A 26,936-nucleotide genomic window follows, 5' to 3' on the forward strand; every position below is an offset into this window, starting at 1 on the left:
AAAACCGCACCGGTCTACAGGTTTGAATAACGATTACCCTGAAGGATGGATAGAACTCATGAACTTACACGAGTATCAGGCGAAACAGTTGTTTGCTCGATATGGCCTGCCGGCTCCAGTCGGTTACGCCTGCAACACTCCACGTGAAGCGGAAGAAGCAGCCTCTAAAATTGGCGCAGGTCCGTGGGTGGTAAAATGTCAGGTTCATGCTGGTGGCCGCGGTAAAGCGGGCGGCGTGAAAGTGGTTAACAGCAAAGAAGACATCCGTGCTTTTGCTGAGCACTGGCTGGGTAAACGCCTGGTCACCTACCAGACAGACGCCAATGGCCAGCCGGTTCACCAGATTCTGGTTGAAGCTGCGACTGACATTGATAAAGAACTGTATCTTGGCGCGGTGGTTGATCGTAGCTCCCGTCGCGTCGTGTTTATGGCGTCCACCGAAGGTGGCGTTGAAATTGAAAAAGTTGCGGAAGAAACCCCGCATCTGATCCACAAAGTTGCTCTGGATCCACTGGCAGGCCCAATGCCTTATCAAGGCCGTGAACTGGCGTTCAAACTGGGTCTGGAAGGTAAACAGGTTCAGCAGTTCACCAAGATCTTCATGGGCCTGGCGAACATCTTCCTGGATCGTGACCTGGCGCTGATCGAAATCAACCCGCTGGTTATCACGAAGCAGGGCGATCTGGTATGCCTCGATGGCAAACTGGGCGCTGATGGCAACGCATTGTTCCGCCAGCCAGAGCTGCGCGAAATGCGTGACCCAAGCCAGGAAGATGCACGTGAATCTCAGGCTGCGCAGTGGGAACTGAACTACGTTGCGCTGGATGGCAACATCGGTTGCATGGTTAACGGTGCGGGCCTGGCAATGGGCACCATGGACATCGTTAAACTGCACGGCGGCGAACCAGCAAACTTCCTCGACGTTGGCGGCGGTGCCACCAAAGAACGCGTTACCGAAGCATTCAAAATCATTCTGTCTGATGACAAAGTGAAAGCGGTTCTGGTTAACATCTTCGGCGGTATCGTACGTTGCGACCTGATCGCAGACGGCATCATCGGTGCGGTTGCAGAAGTGGGTGTTAACGTTCCAGTGGTTGTTCGTCTGGAAGGTAACAATGCGGAACTGGGTGCGAAGAAACTGGCTGACAGCGGCCTGAATATTATTGCAGCGAAAAGTCTGACGGATGCAGCACAGCAGGTTGTAGCTGCCGTGGAGGGGAAATAATGTCCATTTTGATCGATAAAAACACCAAGGTGATTTGCCAGGGTTTCACCGGCAGCCAGGGGACTTTCCACTCCGAGCAGGCGATTGCATACGGTACGCAAATGGTTGGCGGTGTTACGCCAGGCAAAGGCGGCACCGAGCACCTCGGTCTGCCAGTATTTAACACCGTGCGTGAAGCCGTAGAAGCAACTGGCGCTACCGCGTCTGTTATCTACGTTCCGGCACCGTTCTGCAAAGACTCCATTCTGGAAGCAATCGATGCAGGCATTAAACTGATTATCACTATCACCGAAGGCATTCCGACGCTGGATATGCTGACTGTGAAAGTGAAACTGGACGAAGCTGGCGTGCGCATGATTGGGCCAAACTGCCCAGGCGTTATCACCCCTGGCGAGTGCAAAATCGGTATCATGCCAGGTCACATTCATCTGCCAGGCAAAGTGGGTATCGTTTCCCGCTCCGGCACGCTGACCTATGAAGCGGTTAAGCAGACTACTGATATCGGTCTGGGCCAGTCTACTTGTGTCGGCATCGGTGGCGACCCGATCCCTGGCTCTAACTTCATCGATATCCTGAAGATGTTCCAGGAAGATCCGAAGACTGAAGCAATCGTGATGATCGGTGAGATCGGCGGTAGCGCTGAAGAAGAAGCGGCAGCCTACATCAAAGAGCACGTAACCAAGCCAGTAGTGGGTTACATCGCGGGTGTGACTGCGCCGAAAGGTAAGCGTATGGGCCATGCTGGCGCCATCATTGCAGGTGGTAAAGGCACAGCGGATGAGAAATTCGCAGCGCTGGAAGCCGCAGGCGTGAAAACCGTACGCAGCCTGGCTGACATCGGTGACGCACTGAAAGCTATTTTGCCTCAGTAAGCAGAACTAATAATAAATGTTCGACATGGTTGGCCGCTCTTTTGAGCGGCCTTTTTTATGGTTAGTGCTTACGCCGCGCCACCAAGCCTTGTCAGTCGCGGACATTTAGCCTTGCGATAAACCGTTCCAGATAGCGTTATTGTTTCAGTCTTTTTCTCAGGCCACGTTTTTACGTGGCCTTTCTGTTTCTCAGTCCGCAGCAACATTGTGCTAACCCTATCAAAAACAATGAATTGTTAATTATCGAAACATTAAAAGTAAATTATTTGTTAATTATGAGCGGGAAAAGAAATGAACAGCGGAAAATACCGTGGGGTGATTAATGTGGTACGTCATTAATGCGGGAGGATTTAATTTCCGGACCTGGCTTCAAATAAATAACTTTTGTTTATAGATATCATCTATGCATTAACGGAAATGTCTTTTGCAAAACATATCATTAACAACAAGTTCACTATTCATTGCAATGAGAAACTAAATTAACAAACAGGGAATAAATTGCGCTAGATCAATATCTAAAACTAGCAAGTAGGGTGCGAAAGCGCGTAAATTGTTGCAGATCAAGATGGCGGTAAGTGGACATTTTCGCTATAAATTGATCACTGTCGAGAAACGTAAATAAGCCTTAGCAATTACCTATTTATCGTAAGGGATTTGCAGGGTAATATATTTGCGGATTATTTTGGGTTTTTATTAACGTGTTTGTAACCTTTCATCTTCTTCATTACATACAAATAATGAGAGGGTGGAGTTTGGAAGCCAATGTTTTTGTATTAGGGCATGCGTTGTGGTGAACCATCGGGTGAACCACGGTCGGAGTCTTCATGCGAAGAGCAAGGAGTCAAGATGTTTGATATTGTCGAACTGTCGCGCTTACAGTTTGCCTTGACCGCGATGTACCACTTTCTTTTTGTGCCACTAACGCTCGGTATGGCGTTCTTGTTGGCCATCATGGAAACGGTGTACGTTCTGTCAGGTAAGCAAATTTATAAAGATATGACCAAGTTCTGGGGCAAGTTGTTTGGTATCAACTTTGCTTTGGGCGTGGCCACCGGTTTAACCATGGAGTTCCAGTTCGGCACAAACTGGTCTTATTACTCGCATTACGTGGGTGATATTTTTGGTGCCCCTCTGGCCATCGAAGGCCTGATGGCATTCTTCCTTGAATCCACCTTTGTAGGTCTGTTCTTCTTCGGTTGGGATCGCCTCGGCAAAGTCCAACACATGGCGGTAACCTGGCTGGTGGCACTTGGCTCCAACCTTTCCGCGCTGTGGATTCTGGTGGCGAACGGCTGGATGCAGAACCCAATTGCTTCCGACTTCAACTTCGAAACCATGCGTATGGAGATGGTCAGCTTCTCCGAATTGGTGTTGAACCCCGTTGCACAGGTGAAATTCGTTCACACAGTGGCTTCTGGCTACGTATGTGGTGCGATGTTCATCCTCGGTGTTAGCTCCTACTACCTGCTTAAAGGCCGTGACGTCGCATTTGCGAAACGTTCATTTGCCATCGCTGCAAGCTTTGGTATGGCGGCTATCCTGTCTGTCATCGTACTGGGTGATGAATCCGGCTACGAAATGGGTGACGTACAGAAAACCAAACTGGCTGCCATTGAAGCTGAGTGGGAAACACAACCTGCTCCTGCCGCCTTTACGCTGTTTGGTATTCCTGACCAGGACAAGCAAGAAAATAGCTATGCCATTCAGATCCCATACGCGCTTGGCATCATCGCCACCCGCTCTGTGGATAAGCAAGTTATTGGTCTGAAAGACCTGATGGTTCAGCACGAAGAACGTATTCGTAACGGCATGAAGGCTTATAGCCTGCTGGAACAGTTACGTGCCGGTTCGAAAGACCAGGCAGTTCGCGATAACTTTGAATCCGTTAAGAAAGACCTGGGTTACGGTCTGTTGCTGAAACGCTATACGCCGAACGTCGCCGACGCGACGGAAGAGCAAATTCAGAAAGCAACCAAAGACTCTATCCCACGCGTTGCTCCGCTGTACTTTGCATTCCGTATCATGGTCGGTTGTGGCTTCCTGATGCTGTTTATCATCGCGGCTTCGTTCTGGACCGTAACACGTAATGCAATCGGCTCGAAAAAATGGCTGTTGCGTGCGGCGCTCTATGGCATCCCGCTGCCGTGGATTGCGATTGAATCTGGCTGGTTTGTTGCTGAGTACGGTCGTCAACCGTGGGCTGTGGGTGAGGTATTGCCAACCGCGGTTGCTAACTCCTCGCTGACCGTGGGCGATCTGATCTTCTCCATGGTACTGATTTGCGGCCTTTACACGCTGTTTATGGTGGCGGAATTGTTCCTGATGTTCAAATTTGCTCGCCTTGGGCCGAGCAGTCTGAAAACAGGTCGCTATCACTTTGAGCAGTCCAATGTGGCTTCTCAGCCGGCACGCTAAGACAGGAGTCGTCAAATGATCGATTATGAAGTATTGCGTTTTATCTGGTGGCTGCTGGTTGGCATTTTGCTGATTGGTTTTGCGGTCACCGACGGATTTGACATGGGCGTGGGCATGTTGTCTCGCATCATTGGCAAATCTGACGTTGAACGCCGCATTATGGTGAACTCCATCGCCCCGCACTGGGATGGTAACCAGGTGTGGCTCATCACTGCTGGTGGTGCGCTATTTGCTGCCTGGCCGATGGTTTACGCTGCTGCGTTCTCCGGCTTCTATGTAGCGATGATTCTGGTACTGGCTTCTTTGTTCTTCCGTCCGGTAGGTTTTGATTACCGTTCGAAGATTGAAGACATGCGCTGGCGTAACATGTGGGACTGGGGCATTTTCATCGGTAGCTTCGTGCCACCGTTAGTCATTGGTGTGGCGTTCGGTAACCTGCTGCAAGGCGTGCCGTTCCACGTTGATGAGTATCTGCGCCTGTACTACACCGGTAACTTCTTCCAGTTGCTGAACCCGTTTGGCCTGCTGGCTGGTGTCGTGAGCGTATCCATGATCCTTGCTCAAGGTGCTACTTACCTGCAAATGCGTACTGTGGGTGAACTCCATCTGCGTGCCAAAGCCGCTGCGCAAATTTCAGCGCTGGTGATGATGGTGTGCTTTGCACTGGCTGGTGTTTGGGTTATCTACGGGATTGACGGCTATGTTGTGACTTCAGAATTGAATCACCATGCAGCTTCTAACCCGCTGACCAAAGAAGTTGCTCGTCAGGCAGGTGCCTGGATGGTGAACTTCAACAATATGCCGATTCTGTGGCTCATCCCTGCACTGGGTGTGGTACTGCCACTGCTGACTGTGTTGATGTCGCGCCTGGAGAAAGGTGCCATGGCATTCCTGTTCTCTTCACTGACTCTGGCTTGTGTGATTCTGACTGCTGGTGTGGCGATGTTCCCGTTCGTCATGCCTTCAAGCACCATGCTGAACGCGAGTCTGACCATGTGGGATGCAACATCCAGCCAGCTGACGCTGAACGTGATGACCTTTGTTGCTGCGGTATTTGTGCCGATTGTTCTCATTTACACCATCTGGTGTTACTGGAAAATGTTCGGTCGAATCACCAAAGAGCATATCGAAAGCAACACCCACTCTCTGTACTAAGTAAGGAGCTGATTATGTGGTACTTTGCATGGATTCTGGGGACGCTTCTTGCCTGTGCTTTTGGCATCATTACCGCCCTGGCACTTGAGCACGTAGAAGCTGCTAAAGCTGGTAAAGAAGAAATTTGATGGAAGGAATTATCGCAAAGCTGTATGCGGTAATGGATAAGAGCCCGTTAAGGGCTCTTTCCTTGATCATGGCACTTATCCTGGCCGGGTGTATGTTTTGGGACCCGTCCCGCTTTGCGGCAAAAACCAGTGACCTGGCAATCTGGCACGGGTTTTTGTTGATGTGGGCTGTTTGCACCGGTGTGATACATGGTGTGGGCTTTCGTCCACGTAAAGTGCTGTGGCAGGGCGTTTTTAGTCCGTTACCTGCGCTATTAGTCCTCCTGGCAGGACTGGCTATTTTCTTCTTCTGATGCTTCTTTAAGCTTGTAGATTTTTACACAGATTTTATGGGCTTTAAGAAGCCCATAAATATTTACCTAACGTTTAATGCAACCCATTCCCAACCCCCATCCTCTTGCGTATAGTAGCAACGTTTAATTGCATTACCGGGATGTAAAGTGAGTACAACGCTGTTTCGATGGCCGGTTCGTGTCTACTACGAAGATACCGATGCCGGTGGTGTGGTATACCATGCCAGTTATGTTGCTTTTTATGAAAGAGCACGCACAGAGATGCTGCGCCATCACAACTTCAACCAGCAAGATTTGTTGGCGGAGCGCGTCGCCTTTGTTGTTCGCAGAATGACAGTGGATTATCTGGCGCCGGCCAGACTCGACGATTTACTCGAAATCCAAAGTGAAATTACATCGATGCGTGGTACCTCTATGGTATTTACACAGCGAATCGTCAATGCCGATAACCAGGTGCTCAACGAAGCTGAGGTCCTGATCGTCTGTGTTGATCCACACCTAATGAAGCCTCGTGCGCTTCCCAAGTCTATTGTCGCGGAGTTCAAGCAGTGACTGACATGAATATCCTTGATTTGTTCCTGAAGGCAAGCCTTCTGGTCAAATTTATCATGTTGATTTTGATTGGTTTTTCCATTGCATCATGGGCAATCATTATTCAGCGTACGCGCATCCTCAATGCGGCTACTCGTGAAGCAGAAGCATTTGAAGATAAGTTCTGGTCGGGCATTGAATTGTCCCGTCTCTATCAGGAAAGCCAGGGCCGCCGTGACAATCTTGCTGGCTCTGAACAAATTTTCTATTCAGGCTTTAAAGAGTTTGCCCGACTGCATCGTGCTAACACGCACGCACCTGAAGCAGTTGTTGAAGGGGCATCTCGCGCCATGCGTATTTCCATGAGCCGTGAGCTGGAAACGCTGGAAACTCATATTCCTTTCCTCGGAACCGTGGGTTCAATCAGTCCGTATATCGGTCTGTTTGGTACGGTTTGGGGGATTATGCACGCCTTTATCGCACTCGGTGCGGTCAAACAAGCGACATTGCAGATGGTTGCACCAGGTATCGCAGAAGCACTGATTGCAACTGCAATCGGTCTGTTCGCTGCAATCCCTGCGGTTATGGCGTATAACCGCCTGAATCAACGTGTGAACAAACTGGAATTGAATTACGACAACTTCATGGAAGAGTTCACGGCTATCCTGCACCGTCAGGCTTTTACCAGCAGCGATAAGCAGTAAGGGGTAAGTCATGGCCAGACGTGGACGTGGGCGTGGTCGTCGGGAATTAAAGTCCGAAATTAACATCGTTCCTCTGCTGGACGTACTGTTGGTATTGCTGCTTATTTTTATGGCAACAGCGCCAATCATTACACAGAGCGTTGAGGTGGATTTGCCGGATGCGACAGATTCGCAGACGGTGAGCAGTAACGATGAGCCGCCGGTTATTATTGAAGTTTCCGGGGTAGGGCAGTACAGCGTGGTGGTTGAGAAAGACCGTATGGACCAGTTGCCATCTGAACAGGTTATTGCGGAAGCACAGCGTCGTTTGCAGGCAAACCCGAAAACGGTCTTTTTGATCGGTGGTGCGAAAGATGTTCCTTACGAGGAAATCATCAAAGCACTTAACATGCTGCATAGTGCAGGTGTGAAATCCGTCGGTTTGATGACGCAGCCAATCTGATCCATCTCGCGATATTTGGGAACCGATAGTGTCAAAGGCAACCATAGAAAACGATAAGCTCAAGCGCGCGATAATCGTCTCAGTGATCCTGCATATCATTTTGATTGCAGTCCTGATTTGGAGTTCGTTTGACGAGCACATCGACGCCAGTGCTGGCGGCGGTGGGGGTTCGGCTATTGACGCGGTCATGGTCGACCCTGGTGCTGTTGTTCAGCAGTACAATCGTCAGCAACAGCAGCAGGCGAGTAGTAAACGTGCTGCCGAGCAACGCGAGAAACAAGCGCAACAACAGGCTGAAGAACTTCAGGAAAAACAGGCTGCTGAACAACAGCGTCTGAAAGCTCTGGAGAAAGAACGCCTCGACGCGCAGGAACAAGCGAAGCAGCAAGCAGACCAGCAGAAACAGGCACAAGAAGCAGCTAAAGAAGCGCAAGAGCAACAAAAGCAAGCTGACGCAGCTGCGGCGAAAGCCAAAGCAGATGCGAAAGCGCAAGCGGATGCTCAGGCAAAATCTCAGGCTGACGCTCAGGCGAAGGCTGCGGATGAAGCGGCGAAGAAAGCTGCTGCGGATGCACAAAAGAAAGCGACTGAAGAAGCGGCTAAAAAAGCTGCTGATGCAGAGAAAAAGGCGGCTGCCGAAGCTGCCGCTGCGGCGAAAAAAGCTCAGCAGGAAGCCGAGAAGAAAGCTGCCGATGCTGAGAAGAAAGCTACAGCTGAAGCTGCCAAAAAAGCTGCTGCGAAAGAAGCTGCTGAGACTGCTGCGGCAGAAAAAGCGGCTTCTGATAAAGCCGCGGCCGATAAGGCTGCTGCTGCAAAAGCTGCCGGAGAGAAGAAAGCCGCAGCAGATGCGAAGAAAAAGGCTGCTGCCGATAAAGCTGCTGCCGATAAGGCCGCTGCCGAGGGCGTTGACAATCTGTTCGGTGACCTAAGCTCAGGTAAGAATGCACCGAAAACGGGTGCTGGAGCGAAAGGTAATAGCGCAGCTGCTGCCGGAAAAGGGAATACTAAAAATAATGGCGCTTCTGGTGCTGAGATCAATGGTTACGCAGGTCAGATAAAAGCAGCAATTGAGAGCAAGTTTTACCAGGACCCTGCCTTTAGCGGCAAGACCTGTACATTGCGCATAAAACTGGCTCCTGATGGTTTGCTGCTTGATATCAAATCAGAAGGTGGTGACCCGGCTCTTTGCCAGGCTGCCATTGCCGCTGCACGTTTGGCGAAGATTCCGAAGCCGCCAAGCCAGGACGTTTATGAAGTTTTCAAAAACGCGCCTATCGACTTTAAGCCATAGTGAAATTTTCCTCGCGAAAGTGAGGAAAACTAACCAGGCTGAGTCACAGGGTTTTGGTAGTTTTGTGTATTTGAGTTTGTTAACATTCTGCTAAATTATCGTGGGCTTTGGGTCCAGATAAGGGAGATATGATGAAGCAGGCATTTCGAGTTGCATTAAGTTTTTTAATGCTGTGGGCAGCAGTGCTGCACGCAGAAGTTCGTATTGAGATCACCCAAGGGGTGGACTCAGCACGTCCAATTGGTGTGGCGCCGTTTAAATGGGCAGGCCCAGGTGCGGCACCGGAAGATATTGGTGGCATCGTTGCCGCTGATTTACGTAACAGTGGCAAATTCAATCCATTAGATCGTTCGCGTTTACCGCAGCAACCTGGCTCCGCTCAGGAAGTGCAACCGGCCGCGTGGACTGCTCTGGGTATTGATGCTGTTGTTGTTGGCCAGGTCACACCAAATGGTGATGGCAGCTATACCGTGGCTTACCAGTTGGTTGATACCTCTGGTGCACCAGGTACTGTGCTGGCGCAAAACTCCTACAAAGTGAACAAACAGTGGCTTCGCTATGCCGGTCATACCGCCAGCGACGAAGTGTTTGAGAAGCTGACAGGTATCAAAGGTGCGTTCCGTACACGTATTGCGTACGTCGTACAGACCAATGGCGGTCAGTTCCCGTATGAACTGCGCGTTTCTGATTACGATGGCTACAACCAGTTTGTGGTTCACCGTTCTCCGCAGCCGTTGATGTCACCAGCCTGGTCTCCAGATGGTAGCAAACTGGCTTACGTAACATTTGAAAGCGGTCGTTCAGCGCTGGTTATCCAGACTCTGGCGAATGGTGCGGTGCAGCAGGTGGCTTCTTTCCCACGTCACAACGGTGCGCCTACCTTCTCTCCAGACGGCAGCAAACTGGCATTCGCATTGTCGAAAACCGGTAGCCTGAACCTGTATGTGATGGATATTGGCTCGGGTCAGATTCGTCAGGTGACTGATGGTCGCAGCAACAACACTGAACCGACCTGGTTCCCGGATAGCCAGAACCTGGCGTACACCTCCGATCAGGCAGGTCGTCCACAGATTTATAAAGTGAATGTGAACGGCGGTGCTCCACAACGTATTTCCTGGGAAGGTTCTCAGAACCAGGATTCCGATGTGAGTTCCGACGGTAAGTTTATGGTGATGGTTAGCTCGAACGGTGGGCAACAACATATCGCCAAACAGGATCTGGTAGCGGGTGGCGTACAAACTTTATCGTCAACGTTCCTGGATGAAACGCCAAGTCTGGCACCTAACGGCACGATGGTAATCTACAGCTCTTCTCAGGGGATGGGATCTGTGCTGAATCTGGTCTCAACAGATGGGCGTTTCAAAGCGCGTCTTCCGGCAACCGATGGTCAGGTTAAATTCCCTGCCTGGTCGCCGTATCTGTGATAATAAAATATTAAAGGATCAAAGAAATGCAACTGAACAAAGTGCTGAAAGGGCTGATGCTGGTATTGCCTGTTATGGCAATTGCTGCGTGTAGTTCTAACAAGAGCGCCAACAACGAGAGCGGCGAAGGTATGCTGGGCGCCGGCACTGGTATGGACGCTAACGGTAGCAATGGCAACATGTCATCTGAAGAACAGGCTCGCCTGCAGATGCAACAGCTGCAACAGAACAACATCGTATACTTCGGTCTGGACAAATATGATGTTTCTTCTGAATTCGCTGCAATGCTGGATGCGCACGCTAACTTCCTGCGTAGCAACCCATCTTACAAAGTGACTGTAGAAGGTCATGCGGACGAACGTGGTACTCCGGAATACAACATTTCCCTGGGTGAGCGTCGTGCTAGCGCTGTTAAGATGTACCTGCAAGGTAAAGGCGTTTCTGCAGACCAGATCTCCATCGTTTCTTACGGTAAAGAAAAACCAGCAGTTCTGGGTCATGACGAAGCGGCTTACGCTAAAAACCGTCGTGCCGTTCTGGTTTACTAAGAGAACAGTATGAACAGTAACCTCAGACATCACTTGTTGAGTCTGTCGTTACTGGTTGGCATAGCGGCCCCCTGGGCCGCTACTGCTCAGGCGCCAATCAGTAGTGTCGGCTCAGGCTCGGTCGAAGACCGTGTCACTCAACTCGAGCGTATTTCTAACGCTCACAGTCAGCTCTTAACCCAACTTCAACAACAACTCTCTGATAACCAAAATGATATTGATTCCCTTCGTGGTCAAATCCAGGAAAGCCAATATCAGTTGAATCAGGTTGTTGAGCGTCAGAAGCAAATTTTATTGCAGATAGACAGCCTCGGTAGCGGCGCTGCCGCAGGGCAAGCTGCAGGTACAACCGATCAGGGCGCTGCTGCGACAGCAGCACCTGATGCAGGTGCTTCAGCAGCCACACCGGCGGCTCCAGTGCAGGGTGGCGATGCCAACAGCGACTACAATGCCGCTATTGCCATGGTGCAGGATAAGTCCCGTCAGGACGAAGCCATCGCTGCATTTCAGAGTTTTATCAAGAAGTACCCAGATTCAACTTACCAGCCAAATGCTAATTACTGGCTGGGGCAGCTGAATTACAACAAAGGGAAAAAGGATGATGCGGCGTTTTATTTTGCCTCTGTGGTGAAAAATTACCCGAAATCTCCAAAAGCCCCGGATGCAATGTTTAAAGTCGGTGTGATCATGCAAGACAAAGGCGATACCGCAAAAGCGAAAGCTGTGTATCAACAAGTGATCAAACAATTTCCAAATACCGACGGCGCAAAGCAGGCACAAAAACGTCTGAATGCGATGTAGTGAGTGCGGCCTGACCAGATATTGCTGTTTTTCTGGTCAAGCCGAACGAAACGCGAGCCATTAGGTGATCTTGATCGAAATTCTTGTTGCGTCAAAATCTTAAATCAGTAATATATGCCGCCGTTGCCAAGGGATATCAAACAAACCCGAAGTGACTCGAAATTGGGTCGTTAGCTCAGTTGGTAGAGCAGTTGACTTTTAATCAATTGGTCGCAGGTTCGAATCCTGCACGACCCACCAATTTCGAAGCAGTCAGTATTTGAAGAAGCAGTAAACCGCATTGCGGGGCGTTAGCTCAGTTGGTAGAGCAGTTGACTTTTAATCAATTGGTCGCAGGTTCGAATCCTGCACGCCCCACCAGATTTATAGTAGTACCGAAGTTTGGGTGATTAGCTCAGTTGGTAGAGCACCTCCTTTACACGGAGGGGGTCGGCGGTTCGAGCCCGTCATCACCCACCATTCGGGGCGTTAGCTCAGTTGGTAGAGCAGTTGACTTTTAATCAATTGGTCGCAGGTTCGAATCCTGCACGCCCCACCACTCCTTGAGTGAAAGCATTTTCGATTTAGCAGTAAACCGCATAGCGGGGCGTTAGCTCAGTTGGTAGAGCAGTTGACTTTTAATCAATTGGTCGCAGGTTCGAATCCTGCACGCCCCACCAAATTTAGACTAAGGCGCCATTACGGCGCCTTAGTTGTTTCTGAAGATTCAAATTCCCCACGACAATCCCGCCATAATTCGCTATCTTGTTTAGCATACAAAACAACCTTAGCCATTTCTGGTCGATCTTCATCAGAAAAGTGCTAATTTGGTTAAGTCAGTCAAACGAGAAAGCACTATGAGCGTAATGTTCGATCCGGAAGCAGCGATTTATCCTTTCCCACCTAAGCCACAGCCTTTGAGCGCGGACGAAAAGCAATTTTACCGCGAGAAAATCAAGCGTCTGCTGAAAGAGCGGAATGCTGTCATGGTGGCTCATTACTACACCGACCCTGAAATTCAGGCTCTGGCGGAGGAGACTGGCGGCTGTATCTCTGATTCTCTCGAGATGGCTCGTTTTGGGGCAAATCATCCAGCCACTACCCTCCTGGTGGCAGGCGTACGCTTTATGGGTGAAACATCGAAGATCCTGAGCCCGGAAAAAACCGTTCTGATGCCTACGCTTAATGCGGAATGTTCTCTGGATCTCGGCTGCCCAATCGAGGAGTTTAACGCCTTTTGCGATAAGCATCCCGATCGCACTGTGGTGGTCTATGCTAATACTTCCGCTGCGGTGAAAGCCCGTGCGGATTGGGTTGTGACATCCAGTATCGCCGTTGAATTGATTGAACATCTCGATAGCCTGGGCGAGAAAATCATCTGGGCACCGGATCGTCATCTCGGGAATTATGTACAAAAGCAAACCGGCGCTGATGTGTTGTGCTGGCAGGGCGCGTGTATCGTACATGACGAGTTCAAAACTCAGGCGTTAACCCGCATGAAAGCACTTTATCCGGATGCTGCGGTATTAGTTCACCCGGAATCCCCGCAGGCCATCGTTGATTTGGCCGATGCTGTAGGCTCCACCAGTCAGCTTATTACCGCGGCAAAAACGTTGCCCCACAAGAAACTGATCGTGGCGACCGACCGCGGGATTTTTTACAAAATGCAGCAAGCATGCCCGGATAAAGAGTTGTTCGAAGCACCGACTGCAGGCGAAGGGGCAACGTGTCGTACCTGTGCTCATTGCCCATGGATGGCGATGAACGGCCTTAAAGCTATCGCTGAGGGGTTGGAGCAGGGCGGAGCGGCGCATGAGATTCATGTTGACGCTGCACTCCGTGAGGGCGCTCTGGTGCCTTTAAATCGAATGTTAGCTTTTGCCGCTGAATTACGACGGAATATTAAAGGCAACGCATAAGGATCTTATGCTCAGGAGCGAATATGGATTTTTTTAGCACGCAGAACATTTTGGTTCACATCCCCATCGGCGCTGGCGGGTATGATTTATCATGGATAGAAGCTATTGGAACCGTGGCGGGCTTACTGTGCATCTGGTTGGCGAGCCTTGAAAAGATCAGCAATTACGCATTCGGCTTAATTAACGTTACGCTCTTTGCGGTTATTTTCTTTCAGATTCAACTTTACGCGAGCCTGTTGCTACAGCTGTTCTTCTTTGCGGCCAATATTTACGGTTGGTATGCGTGGTCACGGCAGACAAACGATAATCAGGCGGCTCTCCAGATTCGCTGGCTACCGTTGCCCAAAGCCCTCGCCTGGATTGCTGTTTGCGTTGGGGCGATTGGTTTAATGACCGTGTTTATCGATCCGGTATTTGCATTCCTGACCCGAATAGCGGTTTCTGTCATGCAGGGGCTGGGACTGAATGTGACCATGCCTGTGCTTCAGCCTGATGCCTTCCCGTTCTGGGACTCTTGCATGATGGTGTTGTCGATTGTGGCGATGATTCTGATGACCCGTAAGTATGTCGAAAACTGGCTGCTATGGGTGATCATTAACGTGATTAGCGTGGTGATTTTCGCCCTGCAAGGCGTCTATGCGATGTCGCTCGAATATATGATTCTGACGTTTATCGCGCTCAATGGCAGCCGCATGTGGATCAAAAGTGCGCGTGAACGTGGCTCACGCGCCTTGTCTTAATCAATGATGATGATGAGCATGGTCGTGCTGACCATGCTCGTTTAAATCACAATCTTGCCCATGGCAAAGCTGATACTCCATCTGCACCGTCGCATGTTCAATCTGATACTCATCTTTTAGAAAATGATGGATGCGCTCTAACAGGGCGTCGTGGTCGTGTGGTGGCACCACCTGAACATGCATTGTCATTAACGGCTTTTCGCCAACCAGCCAGATGTGTACGTGGTGAACATTACGAACTTCCGGGATTGTTCTGGCTAATTTCCGCTTCAAAACAGGGATATCAATGGAGTGAGGTGCGCCTTCGAGCAGCTCGTTGACACTCTCTTTAAGTAAATTCCACGCACTGCGCAGCACCAGGCACGAAACCAAAATAGAAAGGATCGGGTCAATGGGCGTCCATCCCGTCCACAGAATGATCAGTGCCGCAGCAATCGCGCCTACAGAACCCAGTAAATCCCCCAGAACATGCAGTGCCGCAGCGCGCACGTTAATATTCTTTTCTTCATTTCCGCGATGCAAAATCCAGAAAGAAAACAAATTCGCCAGCAATCCTGCAAACGCAATAATCAGCATTGTCCAACCGGCGATCGGTTGCGGATGATAGAAACGGCTTATCGCTTCCCAGACAATCAATACGGTAATGACCACCAGAGCAATGGCATTCACAAACGCAGCAAGCGTGGTCAGTCTTAACCATCCGAAGGTATGACGGGCATTGGGTGGACGCCTGGCAAACTGCACAGCCAGCAACGCGACTAACAATGCTGCGGCATCAGTGAGCATGTGGCCTGCGTCGGCAAGCAAAGCAAGCGACCCGGAAATAATCCCGCCGATGACTTCTGCCACCATAAAGAGGGCCGTGATGACAAACGCCCAAAGCAGGCGTCTGGAATTGGTATCACCGGAGGAATGTTGATGTGTATGCGCCATGGTTTCTTCTGTTTTCGCAAAACAACGATGCGCTAATTATAACCACTAATGCTGATTAACTTATTGAATAAAGCTCATAAAAAAGGAGAGCCTTAGCTCCCCTCATGTTTAGCGGTGTTTCTTTTACTGTGAAGTGCCGTCCACTTTCGTGTTCACATCATCACCGCTACCGGTTTCAACCTTTTGGTTGGTATCCGGGCATTTGCCGTCTTTACACATCGAATTTTTATGGATTTCATCTTTGCTCATCCCGTCGCTGGTCATACCGCTACTGCTGGTTGAGCCATTTGGATGAAGCATCGTGCCGCCATTGTTGATATTGCTATTATCAACGCCTTTAGGCGCAAGGTTCTGATTCGCATCCGGCGCAACCTGGCCTGCTGATGCTGCGGCGTTTGCCTGGCCATTATTGTCACCGCTAGTATCTGCGGCCATTGCCAGACCACTGGCGACTGAAAGGGTTGCTGTCAGGAAAAGTGCGGTTAATTTTTTCATCATCATGCTCCTGTTCTGGTTGTTATTGCTGGATAACTTCTTCCAACAGTGCACTTGCTTTATTCTGAGATTGCGGCCTTTATCAACTAAATATGTCACCGATTAAGATCGCGTCAGAATACAATTTTGCTAAAGGACTACTTTTTAGTGTTAACAATTAAAAATTGTAGCGGTAAACCGGGGTTTTACCATTTTTTGACGCTTTTTAGGTCGTTTCCAGGAATATTCCGCCTGAAGTGTAAAAGCCCGTTTACACTTCAGGCTTGAAGCGATAGATTGAAGGGATTGCAACTAAGCTAAATCTCAAGGCCATTCCCGGACATATCATGAATTATCAGAACGACGACTTACGCATCAAAGAAATCAACGAACTGTTACCGCCAGTAGCGCTGCTCGAAAAATTCCCCGCCACTGAAAAAGCTGCCGCCACCGTATCTGGCGCGCGCAAAGCGATTCATAAAATCCTGAAAGGAAATGACGATCGTCTGCTGGTGGTTATTGGCCCTTGCTCCATTCACGACGTTAAAGCGGCGAAAGAATATGGCGCACGCTTGCTTGAGCTGCGTGAAGAGCTGCAAGGTGAGTTAGAAATCGTTATGCGCGTTTACTTCGAAAAACCGCGCACCACGGTTGGCTGGAAGGGTTTGATCAACGATCCAGAAATGGATAACAGCTATAAAATCAACGATGGCCTGCGCATTGCTCGTAAGTTGTTGTTAGATATCAACGACTCCGGCCTGCCTGCTGCGGGTGAGTTTTTAGATATGATTACCCCGCAGTACTTGGCGGACTTGATGAGCTGGGGTGCTATCGGGGCACGTACTACAGAATCTCAGGTTCACCGTGAACTCGCCTCTGGTCTGTCTTGCCCGGTGGGTTTCAAAAATGGCACTGACGGCACCATGAAGGTTGCGATTGATGCGATCAATGCGGCTGGCGCGCCTCACAGCTTCCTGTCTGTGACCAAGTGGGGTCACTCAGCTATCGTCACCACCAGTGGGAATGGCGATTGCCATATCATTCTGCGTGGCGGTAAAGAGCCAAATTACAGCGCTGCTCATGTTGCTCAGGTTAAGACTGACTTGCAAAAAGCGGGTCTGCCAGCGCAGGTGATGATCGATTTCAGCCATGCGAATAGCAGCAAGCAATTCAAGAAGCAGATTGAAGTTTGTGCCGATGTTTGCCAGCAAATTTCAGGCGGTGATAAAGCCGTTACCGGTGTGATGATTGAAAGTCACCTGGTAGAAGGCAATCAGAGCCTCGAGAGTGGCGAACCGCTGGTTTACGGCAAAAGCGTTACCGATGCGTGTATCGGCTGGGAAGATACTGAAACTGTTCTGCGCCAGTTGGCTGATGCGGTTAAAGTTCGCCGCGGTTAATTAGCCGCTCAGTTGCATAAAAAAAGGCGTGGTTTTCATCACGCCTTTTCCACATCTGTTGCGAATTACTTCGCTTTACCCTGGTTTGCTACCGCTGCGGCTTTTGCTGCGATTTCATCAGCATTACCCAAATAGTAGCGTTTCAGAGGTTTGAAGTTCTCGTCAAACTCATATACCAATGGCACGCCAGTTGGGATATTCAGCTCAAGAATTTCTTCTTCGCTCAGGTTATCAAGGAATTTAACCAGTGCACGCAGGGAGTTACCGTGAGCGGCAACAATCACGCGCTCGCCGCTTTTCATGCGTGGCAGAATGGTTTCGTTCCAGTAAGGAATAACACGATCGATAGTCAGTGCCAGGCTTTCAGTCGTTGGCAGTTCTTTGTCGGTCAGACTTGCATAACGCGGGTCATGGCCTGGGAAACGCTCATCATCGCGAGTTAATTCTGGTGGAGTCACAGCAAAACCACGACGCCATTGTTTAACTTGCTCGTCACCGTATTTCTCTGCGGTTTCAGCTTTGTTCAGACCCTGCAACGCACCGTAGTGACGCTCATTCAGCTTCCAGGATTTCTCAACCGGCAGCCAGGCCTGATCCAGTTCATCGAGGATATTCCACAGTGTATGGATGGCACGTTTCAGCACAGAAGTGTAAGCAAAGTCGAAGGAGTAGCCTTCGTCTTTCAGCAGTTTACCTGCAGCTTTCGCTTCAGTTTGACCTTTCTCAGACAGATCAACGTCATACCAACCAGTGAAACGGTTTTCGTTGTTCCACTGGCTTTCACCGTGACGAACCAGAACCAGCTTAGTAACAGCCATAGTTTACTCCTTAATAAGCCTGCGATTAATGATAACGATTATCATTATATTGCCGCAAAGGGGCCAGCGGCAATGCTAAACGTTTAACATAGCGAAAAAGAGTGTGGAGTGTAAGGTGGATGTGAACGGTTGTTATATTTTTGTCGCTAAATGGCGGGAAATCCAGCGATCTGAATAATAATCGCCCTCCATGAAGGAGGGCGAAAAACTTAAAGTGGAGTAAATTCGTACTCTGTAATGCTCAAATATTCATCATTGGGCTGTAACCAGCAATCAGGTTGCGGCCATTCAGGGTGATTTGGGCTATCTGGCAGGAACTCGCTTTCCAGTGCCAGGCCCTGGTATGCGCTGTAAGTACCTTGTTCCCGAGCGGGCGTGCCATCAAGGTAATTACCACTGTAAAATTGCAGCGCTGGTGCCGTGGTGTAGACCGTCATTTGCAGTTTATTGTCGCTCGACCAGACTTGAGCTGCGGGCAGGCTGGCATCGCCTTGCGCCTGTAGCAAGAAAGCATGATCGTAGCCTTTCACCAGCACCTGATCGTCATCACTCAAGAAATCATCAGCGATAGTTTTTGGTGTGCGGAAATCAAAGCTGGTGCCATCGACATCTTTAAGCCCAGCTTGCGGAATACCGCTGCTGTCGACGGGCAAATAGCTGTCAGCCAACAATTGCAGACGATGCTGACGAATATCATTCTGCTGACCATCAAGGTTGAAATACGCATGATTGGTCAGATTCACCGGGCACGGCTTGCTGGTTTTTGCCCGGAACTCAACAGTAATGCAGTTATCTTCGGTTAACGCATAACGCGCCGTAGCGCGTAACTCACCCGGGAAACCCTGGTCGCCATCGTGCGAATCAAGCGTGTACAGCACTTCATGCTCGTTCTGACGCACAATGCGCCAGCGGCGGGTATCAAACCCGTCCGGGCCACCATGCAACTGGTGCGCACCCTGATTTGCCGTCACGTTGATGGTGACGCCATCACGCTCAAACTGGCTGTTAGCAATGCGATTGGCATAACGCCCTACGGTTGCGCCCAGATAAGCCGACTGATTCAGATAATCTTCCGGCGTTTCGCAGCCGAGCAGCGTTTCACGCACGCTGCCATCTTTCATCGGTACGCGACATGAGAGCAGGGTTGCGCCCCAGTCCATTACAGTGACAACCAGCCCCGCGCTATTGCGCAGGGTGGAGATGCGGAAAGGTTGCCCGTCTAGTGCGAGCTGTGGAGTCTCTTTTAGCATTGGCCCGCGCCCTCCGAAGGTTTGCAAACGTAGAAGGTTTCTTTGATACCGGTTTTCGCTTCGTACTGCTTTTCAACAGCTTGCTTGACCACAGGAACCAAATCTTCCGGGATAAGCGCCACGATGCAACCGCCGAAGCCGCCACCCGTCATACGCACACCGCCTTTATCGCCGATAGTCGCTTTCACGATTTCAACCAGCGTATCGATTTGCGGGACGGTGATTTCAAAATCGTCGCGCATCGATGCGTGAGATTCAGCCATCAGCACGCCCATTCGCAGCAAGTCACCTTTTGCCAGCGCGTCAGCGGCTTCAACGGTACGGATGTTTTCAGTCAGGACATGGCGCACGCGTTTAGCCACAACCGGGTCAAGCTCATGAGCCACTTCATTGAATTTGGACAGCTGCACATCACGCAGCGCCCTCTGGCTGAAGAAACGAGCGCCCGTTTCGCATTGCTCGCGGCGGGTGTTGTATTCGCTACCGACCAGTGTGCGTTTGAAATTACTGTTGATGATGACGACTGCCACGCCTTTTGGCATCGAAACGGCTTTGGTGCCCAGCGTGCGGCAGTCGATCAGTAATGCGTGATCTTTTTTGCCTAACGCTGAAATCAGCTGATCCATAATTCCGCAGTTACAGCCGACGAACTGGTTCTCTGCTTCCTGGCCATTTAACGCAATTTGCGAACCATCAAGGGACAGATGATAAAGCTTCTGGAACACCGTACCGACCGCCACTTCCAGAGAGGCTGATGAACTCAAACCCGCACCCTGGGGTACGTTGCCGCTGATCACTAAATCAGCGCCACCAAAGTTCTTGTCACGCTTTTGCAGATGCTTAACGACACCGCGCACGTAGTTAGACCATTGTTGTGTATCGTGGCTCAGAATGGGTTTATCCAGTGAAAACTCATCCACTTGATTGTCATAATCCGCAGCGATGACACGCACCATACGGTCGTCACGTTTCGAGCAACTGATTACTGTCTGATAGTCGATTGCGCAAGGCAGCACGAAACCGTCGTTATAATCGGTGTGTTCGCCAATCAGATTTACGCGCCCCGGAGCCTGAATGGTGTGGGTCGCCGGATAGCCAAACTTTTCGGCAAAGATGTGTTGGGTATTATCTTTCAGACTCATTTTTTATTCTCCGGATTGGCGAAAGTGGATATCGGACACTGCACGCAAGCGTTCTGCGGCTTGCTCTGCGGTTAAATCACGTTGAGTTTCAGCCAGCATTTCATAGCCGACCATGAATTTACGCACCGTCGCACTTCGCAGCAATGGCGGATAGAAGTGGGCATGTAACTGCCAGTGACTGTTTTCTTCACCCGTAAACGGTGCGCCGTGCCAGCCCATAGAATAGGGGAATGAGCACTGGAACAGGTTGTCATAACGGCTGGTCAGCTTTTTCAACGCGACGGCTAAATCACTGCTTTGCTCAGCCGTTAAATCGGTGATGCGCAGGATATGTGTTTTTGGCAGCAGCAGCGTTTCGAACGGCCAGGCAGCCCAGTAAGGCACCACCGCAATCCAGTGTTCGGTTTCAACAACCGTGCGGCTGCCATCTTTAAGCTCGCGCTGTGCGTAATCGAGCAGCATTGGCGAGCCATTTTCCGCAAAGTATTCGCGCTGCAATACATCTTCACGCGCCACTTCATTGGGCAGGAAGCTATTTGCCCAAACCTGGCCGTGCGGATGCGGGTTGGAGCAACCCATCGCCGCGCCTTTATTTTCAAAAACTTGCACCCACGGGTAGGTTTGACCTAAGTCCGCAGTCTGTTCTTGCCAGGTTTTCACCACTTCTTCCAACGCGGCGACAGAAAGTTGCGGCAGCGTTTTACTGTGGTCGGGCGAAAAACAGATAACCCGGCTGGTACCGCGTGCGCTTTCACAACGTAACAGAGGATCGCTGCTTTCAGGTGCATCCGGGGTGTCTGTCATCAGCGCGGCAAAGTCGTTAGTAAAAACAAATGTGCCGGTATATTGCGGATTTTTATCGCCCGTTACGCGCGTATTACCAGGACACAAGAAACAATCCGGATCGTGCGTCGGTAAGGTTTCTTGGGACGGTGTTTCCTGCGCCCCTTGCCATGGGCGTTTAGCCCGATGCGGGGAAACCAGGATCCATTGTCCGGTCAGTGGGTTGTAACGACGATGTGGATGATCCACCGGGTTAAACTGCTCCATCACATTTCCTTAGTCTGGATAACCTTGAGGATGGCGAGATTGCCAGCGCCAGGTATCATCTGCCATTTCTTGCAGAGTCCGGCTGACACGCCAGTTAAGTTCTTGGTCGGCTTTGGTGGCATCTGCCCAATAAGCGGGGAGATCGCCTTCACGGCGCGGGGCAAAGTGATAATTCACCGGTTTCCCGCAAGCGGTACTGAAAGCGTTGATCACATCCAGAACGCTGCTACCAACGCCTGCGCCGAGGTTATAGATATGCACGCCAGGCTTACCTTGTAGCGTTTGCATGGCTGCAACATGACCATCGGCTAAATCCATCACATGAATATAGTCGCGGACACCTGTGCCATCTTCAGTTGGGTAATCATTACCAAACACCGCCAGCGAATCGCGACGCCCGACGGCAACCTGCGCGATATACGGCATCAGGTTGTTTGGAATACCTTGCGGATCTTCGCCCATATCCCCTGACGGATGCGCGCCGACCGGGTTGAAGTAACGCAGCAAAGCCACGCTCCAGTTTGGCTGGGCTTTTTGTAAATCAGCCAGAATCTGTTCAACCATCAGCTTGCTACGACCATACGGGCTTGCAGGCGTACCGGTCGGGAAGCTTTCAACGTAAGGGATTTGTGGCTGATCGCCATAAACGGTGGCGGAAGAGCTGAAGATGAAGTTGGTGACGTTGGCGGCGCGCATCGCAGAAATCAGGCGCAAAGTGCCGGTGACGTTGTTGTCGTAATATTCCAGCGGCTTGTTAACCGACTCGCCTACCGCTTTAAGCCCGGCAAAATGGATAACAGCATCAATTTGATGATCGTGGAAAATTTCAGCCAGTAAGGCTTCATCACGAATATCGCCATCAATAAACAGCGGGTGTTTTCCGCTAAGGCGTTCAATCACCGGCAGCACGCTGCGTTTACTGTTGCAGAGGTTATCCAAAATCACGACATCGTGGCCATTTTGCAGCAGTTGCACACAAGTGTGACTGCCAATGTAACCGCTACCACCTGTTACCAATACTCTCATTTTTCGCTCCATTGCGCGTATGGTATGTAATAAACATAGCATAACAGAGATGCGAAAAGTGTGACACGGGCTAAATTAGTGGAATCGCTTACACTAATGTTTCAGGCACACTCAAAAGCCACAAAAGTGATTATAAAACAAATAGGTGCCGTAGGGATGTTGCGGGTTGTCTGAAAGTAGGGTGGATAAAATCCACCCTACCGATGAAGTGTTTAACGCGCGGCGGGTAAATGTTCAAACTGATAGCGATAAGCGTCGCCGTCAGCCACGAAAGTTAACCGTCTGGTGATGCATTCCGGTGCGTCTTCCGCATGGTGAGAAACAAACAGTAACTGGGTTTCTCCTTCGCCAATCAAGATATCAATGAAACGGCGCACCAGCTGACGATTCAGTGGATCAAGTCCTTGCAGCGGTTCATCGAGAATCAGCAGTGTAGGGTGTTTCACCAGTGCACGCGCAATCAATGCAAGACGCTGTTGGCCCCATGAAAGACTGTGGAAAGGCGCATCTGCAGTCGCGTTGTCCATGCCGAGCATGTTCAGCCATTCACGGCCGAGTTTTTGTTGGCGATCGGAAACAGCCTGATAGATGCCAATCGAGTCAAAATAGCCTGAAAGCACCACGTTTCGCACCGTTGTACTGACGCGGTAATCCAGATGCAAATTACTGCTGACGTAGCCAATATGCTTTTTGATATCCCAGATGGTTTCGCCGCTGCCACGCCGACGACCAAACAGCGTCAGATCGTTGCTGTAACCCTGAGGGTGATCGCCCGTGACCAGACTTAATAACGTCGATTTCCCTGCACCGTTCGGGCCGACGATTTGCCAGTGTTCCCCAGGGTTTACCGTCCAGGACAGTTTGTGCAGGATAGGCCGGTCATTGTATTCCACCACACCATCACGCAGTACAATGCGTGGCTGATTTTCAGGCAGCGTATAACGTGCGCTCGGATCGTCAGCCTCCGGCAGCGCCACGCCTGCCAGTTTTTCGCTGTGAGCCAGTTGTGCAATCAGCGCCTGTTCCAGTAGCTTTTGTTTTTCACCGACTTCAATCAGCGCACAATCTGCCAGCACGCCAGCGTTTTGTATAAAATCAGGGATCTCATCAAAGCGGTTAAGCACCAATACGACGGTGTAGCCCTGCGTACTCAATTCACCTAATAATGCGGCAAGTTGCTCGCGGGATTTCACATCCAGTCCGTCAAATGGCTCATCAAAAATAAGCAAATCAGGCTGAGGCATCAGCGCCTGGCAGAGCAGGGCCTTGCGCGTTTCACCTGTGGAAAGGTATTTAAAACGACGAGTTAATAACGATGTGATGCCGAAAAGCTCCGCTAACTGTTGGCAGCGGACTTCATCTTTGATTTCATCCTGAATAATTTCCGCCGTGGTGCGACCGGTATCGTCTTCATCAGGACTCAATAAATCGGTGTTATTTCGCTGCCATTCATCGCTGACTAACTTTTGCAGTTGCTCAAAAGAAAGGTGGGCAATCCGGGTGAATGTGCACTGGCGCTCGCCCTTTTGCAGGGGGAGTGAACCGGCTAATGCCCGGGCAAGGGCTGATTTACCGCTGCCGTTGGCACCCACAAACGCCCAGCTTTCACCGGCGTTAATGGCTAAATCATTGAGGGCAAGAGTTCGGGTGTCGCTAAGGTGAAAGACTCCTTGCGAAATTTGCAACGTCGACATAAACCATCCCATTTTTTGCAGTGATTAAGCCCAGATTTACGGATTGCCTGTGGTGTTGTCAATTCGCTGCGCGGTTTTAGCACAGAGTGGCGATAATCACGCGATCGGCATTAAAAAATGCTATGACTTCAGCACCTTCCACCAGTTTCTGGATTTCCACTACAGTGTTCGGCACGGTAGCGCACAGCGTTTGCCCGTCAGGCAATTGCACCAGCACTTCGCTTTGCTCAGCCCCTTGCTGAATATTGCTGATAATACCGGGGAGCTGGTTGTCTGCACTGCTGGCACGTTTTGCATCAGTGGTAATTTCCACCCACGGCGCTTTAATCAGTACCAGAACTTCTTTGCCTTCGCTTAAACCCAGGCGTTCTGCGCTCTGGCGCGTAATGGCTGCCTGCAAACGCGTCGAGCCATCAGCCAATAAAATATCAACGTGTTGCTGTACTTGTTCGCTATCACGACGTAAAACGGTGCCGAAAAGCTGGTTGCGAGCGCTGGTTTGTAGAGAAAAACGAGAAATTGCAGCGAGCAAACTATCGAGCGGTAGCGCGTCATCACGCAGCACATCGAAGGCTTTTTGTTGGATTTGCGCGAGCAATTCATAAAGCTGAATCAGACGTTCACCGTAATGCGTAAGAACCGCGCCGCCGCCGCCTTTACCGCCTGTTGCTCTATCAACTAACGTCTCAGCGCTCAGTTGATTCATCTCATTGATGGCGTCCCAGGCACTTTTGTAGCTAATGCCCGCAAGTTTTGCGCCCTGGCTAATTGAGCCGGTATGTTGTATTTGTTTAAGTAGCGCGATACGACGTGGATCGGCGAACAGCCGCTGCTGGAGTTTCAGCGTCAGTAGAATTTCAGCTTGCATAACCTCTCCGCAATAAAGAAAACGCCATTTTCCTCTATTGCGTGGGGTTGGGCAAATCGCACAAAAGGAGAGTGCGTTTTTCTGTCAGGTCGTTAGAATAGCCGCTCTCACTTTTGTTGGAGGCATCCATGTTAGAGTTATTGAAAAGCTTGGTGTTTGCCGTGGTCATGGTGCCAATCGTAATGGCGGTGATTCTCGGTCTTATCTATGGATTGGGTGAAGTCTTTAACGTCTTCTCAAAAGTCGGTCACAACGACCAACCGAAAAAAAACCATTGATTTCCTAACGCCCGCATCAGCGGGCGTTGCATTTCTTCTCTTCCCTTCAGAAATTCAGCAACGGCAATACTGCCGGGATCTGTGAAAGCAGGTACAGCACCAGTCCGATAGAGCCACCAACCAGCGTGCCGTTTATGCGGATAAATTGTAAATCTTTGCCTATGTTCAGCTCGATTTGCCGCGACATATCCTGTGCATCCCAGCTTTTGACCGTATCGCTAATATGGCGAGTCAGGAAAGTGGCGAACTCAGGCGCCATTTTCTGCACCGCTAGCTCCAGATGCTCATTAAGTGATGTGCGCAACGCGCTATCGGCAACCAGTGTCTCTCCCAACCACTGACCAGCCTCTGCAATGCGCTTTTTCACGCGCGAATCTTCAGAATTAACATCCACTTTCAACCATTCGCGCAAATCGCCCCACAGCTCGCCCAGATAGCGGTTAAAAGCCTCATCTTCTTTCAAATAACTTTTTATGCTGTCGGCTTTTTCAGCCATTTGCGGCGAGTTTTTAAGATTGTCGATGAGCTTTAACGTCGCGCGATCAAAAGCCTGACGGATCTGGTGCCCCTGATCGTGGCTGACGTCATCCAGAAACGAATTGACCGCACTGGAAACCAAATCGGCGCTGTGCTCCCCCAGCCATTCGGTGGGTAATACTTTGGCCTTGCGTGGGTGCTCTGTTTCCAGCCAGCGGACAATCTGACGGGCGATAAAGGCCCGCGTGCTTTCACGTTTTATCAGCGCCAGCATCTGGGCAATGACCGAGTCGAGTAACTCCTGATGGCGGTTATTTTTAGTCAGGCTTTCCAGCAGCAGAGCACTGGAATGGGTCAAATCGACCTTATCGATGGCCTTGTGAACCGCCTGGCGGATTAAGCGTTGGATGCGCGTATCGTCAGTTAAGTCTAAAAATGCGCTCATCACCTGCAACAGATGTTGCCCGACGCGTTGCGCATTGTCGGGCTTGCTGAACCACTGACCAATCATGTGCGCCGGTTCGTGGCGGCGAATTAAGGCGATCAGGGACTGGGTATCAAGGAACTTCTCCTGCACAAAAATGCCCAGGTTTTCACCAATGCGATCTTTATTGCGCGGAATAATCGCCGTATGACGAGAGATGAAGGGAATCGGCACGCGATGAAACAACGCTGCCACGGCAAACCAGTCAGCGAGTGCACCCACCATGGCGGCTTCGGCGATAGCTTTTAAGCCGCTCACCCAGAATCCCGGAGGTAAAAAGAGGGTAGTCACAAACGTTACAGCGGCAACCAGCAGTAAGGACAGCGCAAGGCGCTTGGTGCGTTTTAGTTCAGCTATTTTCTCCATTAACTAAGCATAGAACGGCACGGAGCGGATCGGTAGAACAAATTTGCGTTGCGATTAATCTCGCTCGATTTCGAACAACTAAATTTTCCACACCTTCAAATCGTTATAAGAATCTTCCTGCAATCGACTTGCCTGGAGCGTTTATTTAACGATACTGTATGTATATACAGTAATTCTTTGTGAGGATTTTATGGCACCGCTAACTCTTT

27 protein-coding genes and 5 tRNA genes are annotated in these 26,936 nt (G+C 50.4%); 22 read left to right on the forward strand and 10 right to left on the reverse strand.

Annotated features, from left to right (window positions below; translation table 11 throughout):
* The first annotated feature begins 58 nt into the window (after nt 1–58).
* The 20 genes from sucC to pnuC all read left to right on the forward strand — a co-directional run bounded on the left by sucC (nt 59) and on the right by pnuC (nt 14,467).
* On the forward strand, nt 59–1,225 hold the full coding sequence (gene sucC, locus DY231_RS06850; RefSeq protein ID WP_034497176.1) for an ADP-forming succinate--CoA ligase subunit beta: 1,167 nt from the start codon (nt 59–61) through the stop codon (nt 1,223–1,225).
* Nucleotides 1,225–2,097, forward strand: a complete 873-nt coding sequence (gene sucD / locus DY231_RS06855) for a succinate--CoA ligase subunit alpha (protein ID WP_034458762.1) — start codon at nt 1,225–1,227, stop codon at nt 2,095–2,097. The genes sucC and sucD overlap by 1 nt, the downstream gene beginning before the upstream one ends.
* A gap of 846 nt (nt 2,098–2,943) precedes the next feature.
* On the forward strand, nt 2,944–4,512 hold the full coding sequence (gene cydA / locus DY231_RS06860; protein ID WP_034497155.1) for a cytochrome ubiquinol oxidase subunit I: 1,569 nt from the start codon (nt 2,944–2,946) through the stop codon (nt 4,510–4,512).
* A 15-nt stretch (nt 4,513–4,527) separates the two neighbouring features.
* Entirely contained in the window at nt 4,528–5,667 is a 1,140-nt protein-coding gene (gene cydB / locus DY231_RS06865) for a cytochrome d ubiquinol oxidase subunit II (RefSeq protein WP_034497152.1), read from the forward strand.
* Between the two features lie 14 nt (nt 5,668–5,681).
* Entirely contained in the window at nt 5,682–5,795 is a 114-nt protein-coding gene (gene cydX, locus DY231_RS06870) for a cytochrome bd-I oxidase subunit CydX (RefSeq protein ID WP_064512614.1), read from the forward strand.
* The gene (gene ybgE / locus DY231_RS06875) at nt 5,795–6,088 is read left to right on the forward strand and encodes a cyd operon protein YbgE (protein ID WP_034497148.1); all 294 of its coding nucleotides are present in this window, start codon (nt 5,795–5,797) and stop codon (nt 6,086–6,088) included. The genes cydX and ybgE overlap by 1 nt, the downstream gene beginning before the upstream one ends.
* 147 nt (nt 6,089–6,235) lie before the next feature.
* Entirely contained in the window at nt 6,236–6,640 is a 405-nt protein-coding gene (ybgC, locus tag DY231_RS06880) for a tol-pal system-associated acyl-CoA thioesterase (RefSeq protein ID WP_034497145.1), read from the forward strand.
* The gene (gene tolQ, locus DY231_RS06885; RefSeq protein WP_072009447.1) at nt 6,637–7,323 is read left to right on the forward strand and encodes a Tol-Pal system protein TolQ; all 687 of its coding nucleotides are present in this window, start codon (nt 6,637–6,639) and stop codon (nt 7,321–7,323) included. Before ybgC ends, tolQ begins: the two co-directional genes overlap by 4 nt.
* 10 nt (nt 7,324–7,333) lie before the next feature.
* On the forward strand, nt 7,334–7,765 hold the full coding sequence (gene tolR / locus DY231_RS06890; protein WP_034497142.1) for a colicin uptake protein TolR: 432 nt from the start codon (nt 7,334–7,336) through the stop codon (nt 7,763–7,765).
* A gap of 28 nt (nt 7,766–7,793) precedes the next feature.
* Complete coding sequence (gene tolA, locus DY231_RS06895) at nt 7,794–9,056, forward strand: cell envelope integrity protein TolA (RefSeq protein ID WP_115627747.1); 1,263 nt, start codon at nt 7,794–7,796, stop codon at nt 9,054–9,056.
* 131 nt (nt 9,057–9,187) lie between these two features.
* Nucleotides 9,188–10,480, forward strand: coding sequence for a Tol-Pal system beta propeller repeat protein TolB (tolB, locus tag DY231_RS06900; RefSeq protein WP_034497136.1), 1,293 nt, complete (start codon nt 9,188–9,190; stop codon nt 10,478–10,480).
* A gap of 26 nt (nt 10,481–10,506) precedes the next feature.
* Nucleotides 10,507–11,028: a peptidoglycan-associated lipoprotein Pal gene (gene pal / locus DY231_RS06905; protein ID WP_034497134.1), complete on the forward strand. Its 522-nt coding sequence runs from the start codon at nt 10,507–10,509 to the stop codon at nt 11,026–11,028.
* A gap of 9 nt (nt 11,029–11,037) precedes the next feature.
* Nucleotides 11,038–11,829, forward strand: coding sequence for a cell division protein CpoB (cpoB, locus tag DY231_RS06910; protein ID WP_115627748.1), 792 nt, complete (start codon nt 11,038–11,040; stop codon nt 11,827–11,829).
* A 164-nt stretch (nt 11,830–11,993) separates the two neighbouring features.
* Nucleotides 11,994–12,069 (forward strand) — tRNA-Lys (locus tag DY231_RS06915).
* Between the two features lie 44 nt (nt 12,070–12,113).
* Nucleotides 12,114–12,189, forward strand: a tRNA-Lys gene (locus DY231_RS06920).
* 23 nt (nt 12,190–12,212) lie between these two features.
* Nucleotides 12,213–12,288 (forward strand) — tRNA-Val (locus DY231_RS06925).
* A gap of 3 nt (nt 12,289–12,291) precedes the next feature.
* A tRNA-Lys gene (locus DY231_RS06930) sits at nt 12,292–12,367 on the forward strand.
* Nucleotides 12,368–12,412: 45 nt separating this feature from the next.
* Nucleotides 12,413–12,488 (forward strand) — tRNA-Lys (locus tag DY231_RS06935).
* A 177-nt stretch (nt 12,489–12,665) separates the two neighbouring features.
* Nucleotides 12,666–13,727, forward strand: coding sequence for a quinolinate synthase NadA (gene nadA, locus DY231_RS06940; protein WP_115627749.1), 1,062 nt, complete (start codon nt 12,666–12,668; stop codon nt 13,725–13,727).
* Nucleotides 13,728–13,750: 23 nt separating this feature from the next.
* Nucleotides 13,751–14,467 carry a nicotinamide riboside transporter PnuC gene (pnuC, locus tag DY231_RS06945; protein ID WP_115627750.1) on the forward strand — a complete coding sequence of 239 codons (717 nt, stop codon included), beginning with the start codon at nt 13,751–13,753 and terminating at the stop codon, nt 14,465–14,467.
* Here the strand turns inward: pnuC and zitB are convergent, their stop codons facing one another.
* Nucleotides 14,468–15,400, reverse strand: coding sequence for a CDF family zinc transporter ZitB (gene zitB, locus DY231_RS06950; protein ID WP_115627751.1), 933 nt, complete (start codon nt 15,398–15,400; stop codon nt 14,468–14,470).
* Nucleotides 15,401–15,523: 123 nt separating this feature from the next.
* A complete protein-coding gene (locus DY231_RS06955) occupies nt 15,524–15,901 on the reverse strand; it encodes a YbgS-like family protein (RefSeq protein ID WP_034497105.1) in 378 nt (125 codons plus the stop codon).
* Nucleotides 15,902–16,221: 320 nt separating this feature from the next.
* On the opposite strand from DY231_RS06955, the gene aroG reads away from it, so the two are divergent.
* Nucleotides 16,222–17,274 (forward strand): 3-deoxy-7-phosphoheptulonate synthase AroG, encoded by a 1,053-nt coding sequence (gene aroG, locus DY231_RS06960; RefSeq protein ID WP_115627752.1) that lies wholly within the window; start codon nt 16,222–16,224, stop codon nt 17,272–17,274.
* Nucleotides 17,275–17,339: 65 nt separating this feature from the next.
* Here the strand turns inward: aroG and gpmA are convergent, their stop codons facing one another.
* From gpmA to modE, 7 genes are all read right to left on the reverse strand, one after another.
* Nucleotides 17,340–18,092: a 2,3-diphosphoglycerate-dependent phosphoglycerate mutase gene (gpmA, locus tag DY231_RS06965; RefSeq protein ID WP_034497101.1), complete on the reverse strand. Its 753-nt coding sequence runs from the start codon at nt 18,090–18,092 to the stop codon at nt 17,340–17,342.
* Between the two features lie 209 nt (nt 18,093–18,301).
* Nucleotides 18,302–19,342, reverse strand: coding sequence for a galactose-1-epimerase (galM, locus tag DY231_RS06970; protein WP_115627753.1), 1,041 nt, complete (start codon nt 19,340–19,342; stop codon nt 18,302–18,304).
* Nucleotides 19,336–20,484 (reverse strand): galactokinase, encoded by a 1,149-nt coding sequence (gene galK / locus DY231_RS06975; protein ID WP_115627754.1) that lies wholly within the window; start codon nt 20,482–20,484, stop codon nt 19,336–19,338. The genes galM and galK overlap by 7 nt, the downstream gene beginning before the upstream one ends.
* A gap of 3 nt (nt 20,485–20,487) precedes the next feature.
* Nucleotides 20,488–21,534, reverse strand: coding sequence for a galactose-1-phosphate uridylyltransferase (gene galT / locus DY231_RS06980; protein ID WP_115627755.1), 1,047 nt, complete (start codon nt 21,532–21,534; stop codon nt 20,488–20,490).
* A 9-nt stretch (nt 21,535–21,543) separates the two neighbouring features.
* Entirely contained in the window at nt 21,544–22,560 is a 1,017-nt protein-coding gene (galE, locus tag DY231_RS06985) for a UDP-glucose 4-epimerase GalE (protein ID WP_115627756.1), read from the reverse strand.
* A gap of 212 nt (nt 22,561–22,772) precedes the next feature.
* Complete coding sequence (modF, locus tag DY231_RS06990) at nt 22,773–24,254, reverse strand: molybdate ABC transporter ATP-binding protein ModF (RefSeq protein ID WP_115627757.1); 1,482 nt, start codon at nt 24,252–24,254, stop codon at nt 22,773–22,775.
* A gap of 76 nt (nt 24,255–24,330) precedes the next feature.
* Complete coding sequence (modE, locus tag DY231_RS06995; RefSeq protein ID WP_115627758.1) at nt 24,331–25,122, reverse strand: molybdenum-dependent transcriptional regulator; 792 nt, start codon at nt 25,120–25,122, stop codon at nt 24,331–24,333.
* 128 nt (nt 25,123–25,250) lie between these two features.
* On the opposite strand from modE, the gene DY231_RS07000 reads away from it, so the two are divergent.
* Entirely contained in the window at nt 25,251–25,400 is a 150-nt protein-coding gene (locus tag DY231_RS07000; protein WP_034497082.1) for an AcrZ family multidrug efflux pump-associated protein, read from the forward strand.
* A gap of 46 nt (nt 25,401–25,446) precedes the next feature.
* On the opposite strand, the gene DY231_RS07005 is transcribed toward DY231_RS07000, so the two are convergent.
* Nucleotides 25,447–26,727, reverse strand: a complete 1,281-nt coding sequence (locus DY231_RS07005) for a DUF445 domain-containing protein (RefSeq protein ID WP_115627759.1) — start codon at nt 26,725–26,727, stop codon at nt 25,447–25,449.
* Nucleotides 26,728–26,936 lie beyond the last annotated feature (209 nt).

It is taken from the genome of Buttiauxella agrestis, from assembly GCF_900446255.1.
GTDB classification, from domain to species: Bacteria; Pseudomonadota; Gammaproteobacteria; order Enterobacterales; family Enterobacteriaceae; genus Buttiauxella; species Buttiauxella agrestis.

Excerpts from the sequence above, each read along its gene's own strand:
- DY231_RS07000 (WP_034497082.1), top strand. The coding sequence starts at position 25,251 with ATGTTAGAGTTATTGAAAAGCTTGGTGTTTGCCGTGGTCATGGTGCCA.
- zitB (WP_115627751.1), bottom strand. The coding sequence starts at position 15,400 with ATGGCGCATACACATCAACATTCCTCCGGTGATACCAATTCCAGACGC.
- aroG (WP_115627752.1), top strand. The coding sequence starts at position 16,222 with ATGAATTATCAGAACGACGACTTACGCATCAAAGAAATCAACGAACTG.
- cydB (WP_034497152.1), top strand. The coding sequence starts at position 4,528 with ATGATCGATTATGAAGTATTGCGTTTTATCTGGTGGCTGCTGGTTGGC.
- ybgE (WP_034497148.1), top strand. The coding sequence starts at position 5,795 with ATGGAAGGAATTATCGCAAAGCTGTATGCGGTAATGGATAAGAGCCCG.
- modF (WP_115627757.1), bottom strand. The coding sequence starts at position 24,254 with ATGTCGACGTTGCAAATTTCGCAAGGAGTCTTTCACCTTAGCGACACC.
- cpoB (WP_115627748.1), top strand. The coding sequence starts at position 11,038 with ATGAACAGTAACCTCAGACATCACTTGTTGAGTCTGTCGTTACTGGTT.
- sucD (WP_034458762.1), top strand. The coding sequence starts at position 1,225 with ATGTCCATTTTGATCGATAAAAACACCAAGGTGATTTGCCAGGGTTTC.
- sucC (WP_034497176.1), top strand. The coding sequence starts at position 59 with ATGAACTTACACGAGTATCAGGCGAAACAGTTGTTTGCTCGATATGGC.
- tolR (WP_034497142.1), top strand. The coding sequence starts at position 7,334 with ATGGCCAGACGTGGACGTGGGCGTGGTCGTCGGGAATTAAAGTCCGAA.
- DY231_RS06955 (WP_034497105.1), bottom strand. The coding sequence starts at position 15,901 with ATGATGATGAAAAAATTAACCGCACTTTTCCTGACAGCAACCCTTTCA.
- gpmA (WP_034497101.1), bottom strand. The coding sequence starts at position 18,092 with ATGGCTGTTACTAAGCTGGTTCTGGTTCGTCACGGTGAAAGCCAGTGG.
- cydX (WP_064512614.1), top strand. The coding sequence starts at position 5,682 with ATGTGGTACTTTGCATGGATTCTGGGGACGCTTCTTGCCTGTGCTTTT.
- galT (WP_115627755.1), bottom strand. The coding sequence starts at position 21,534 with ATGGAGCAGTTTAACCCGGTGGATCATCCACATCGTCGTTACAACCCA.
- pal (WP_034497134.1), top strand. The coding sequence starts at position 10,507 with ATGCAACTGAACAAAGTGCTGAAAGGGCTGATGCTGGTATTGCCTGTT.
- DY231_RS07005 (WP_115627759.1), bottom strand. The coding sequence starts at position 26,727 with ATGGAGAAAATAGCTGAACTAAAACGCACCAAGCGCCTTGCGCTGTCC.
- cydA (WP_034497155.1), top strand. The coding sequence starts at position 2,944 with ATGTTTGATATTGTCGAACTGTCGCGCTTACAGTTTGCCTTGACCGCG.
- modE (WP_115627758.1), bottom strand. The coding sequence starts at position 25,122 with ATGCAAGCTGAAATTCTACTGACGCTGAAACTCCAGCAGCGGCTGTTC.
- galM (WP_115627753.1), bottom strand. The coding sequence starts at position 19,342 with ATGCTAAAAGAGACTCCACAGCTCGCACTAGACGGGCAACCTTTCCGC.
- galE (WP_115627756.1), bottom strand. The coding sequence starts at position 22,560 with ATGAGAGTATTGGTAACAGGTGGTAGCGGTTACATTGGCAGTCACACT.
- nadA (WP_115627749.1), top strand. The coding sequence starts at position 12,666 with ATGAGCGTAATGTTCGATCCGGAAGCAGCGATTTATCCTTTCCCACCT.
- pnuC (WP_115627750.1), top strand. The coding sequence starts at position 13,751 with ATGGATTTTTTTAGCACGCAGAACATTTTGGTTCACATCCCCATCGGC.
- tolB (WP_034497136.1), top strand. The coding sequence starts at position 9,188 with ATGAAGCAGGCATTTCGAGTTGCATTAAGTTTTTTAATGCTGTGGGCA.
- galK (WP_115627754.1), bottom strand. The coding sequence starts at position 20,484 with ATGAGTCTGAAAGATAATACCCAACACATCTTTGCCGAAAAGTTTGGC.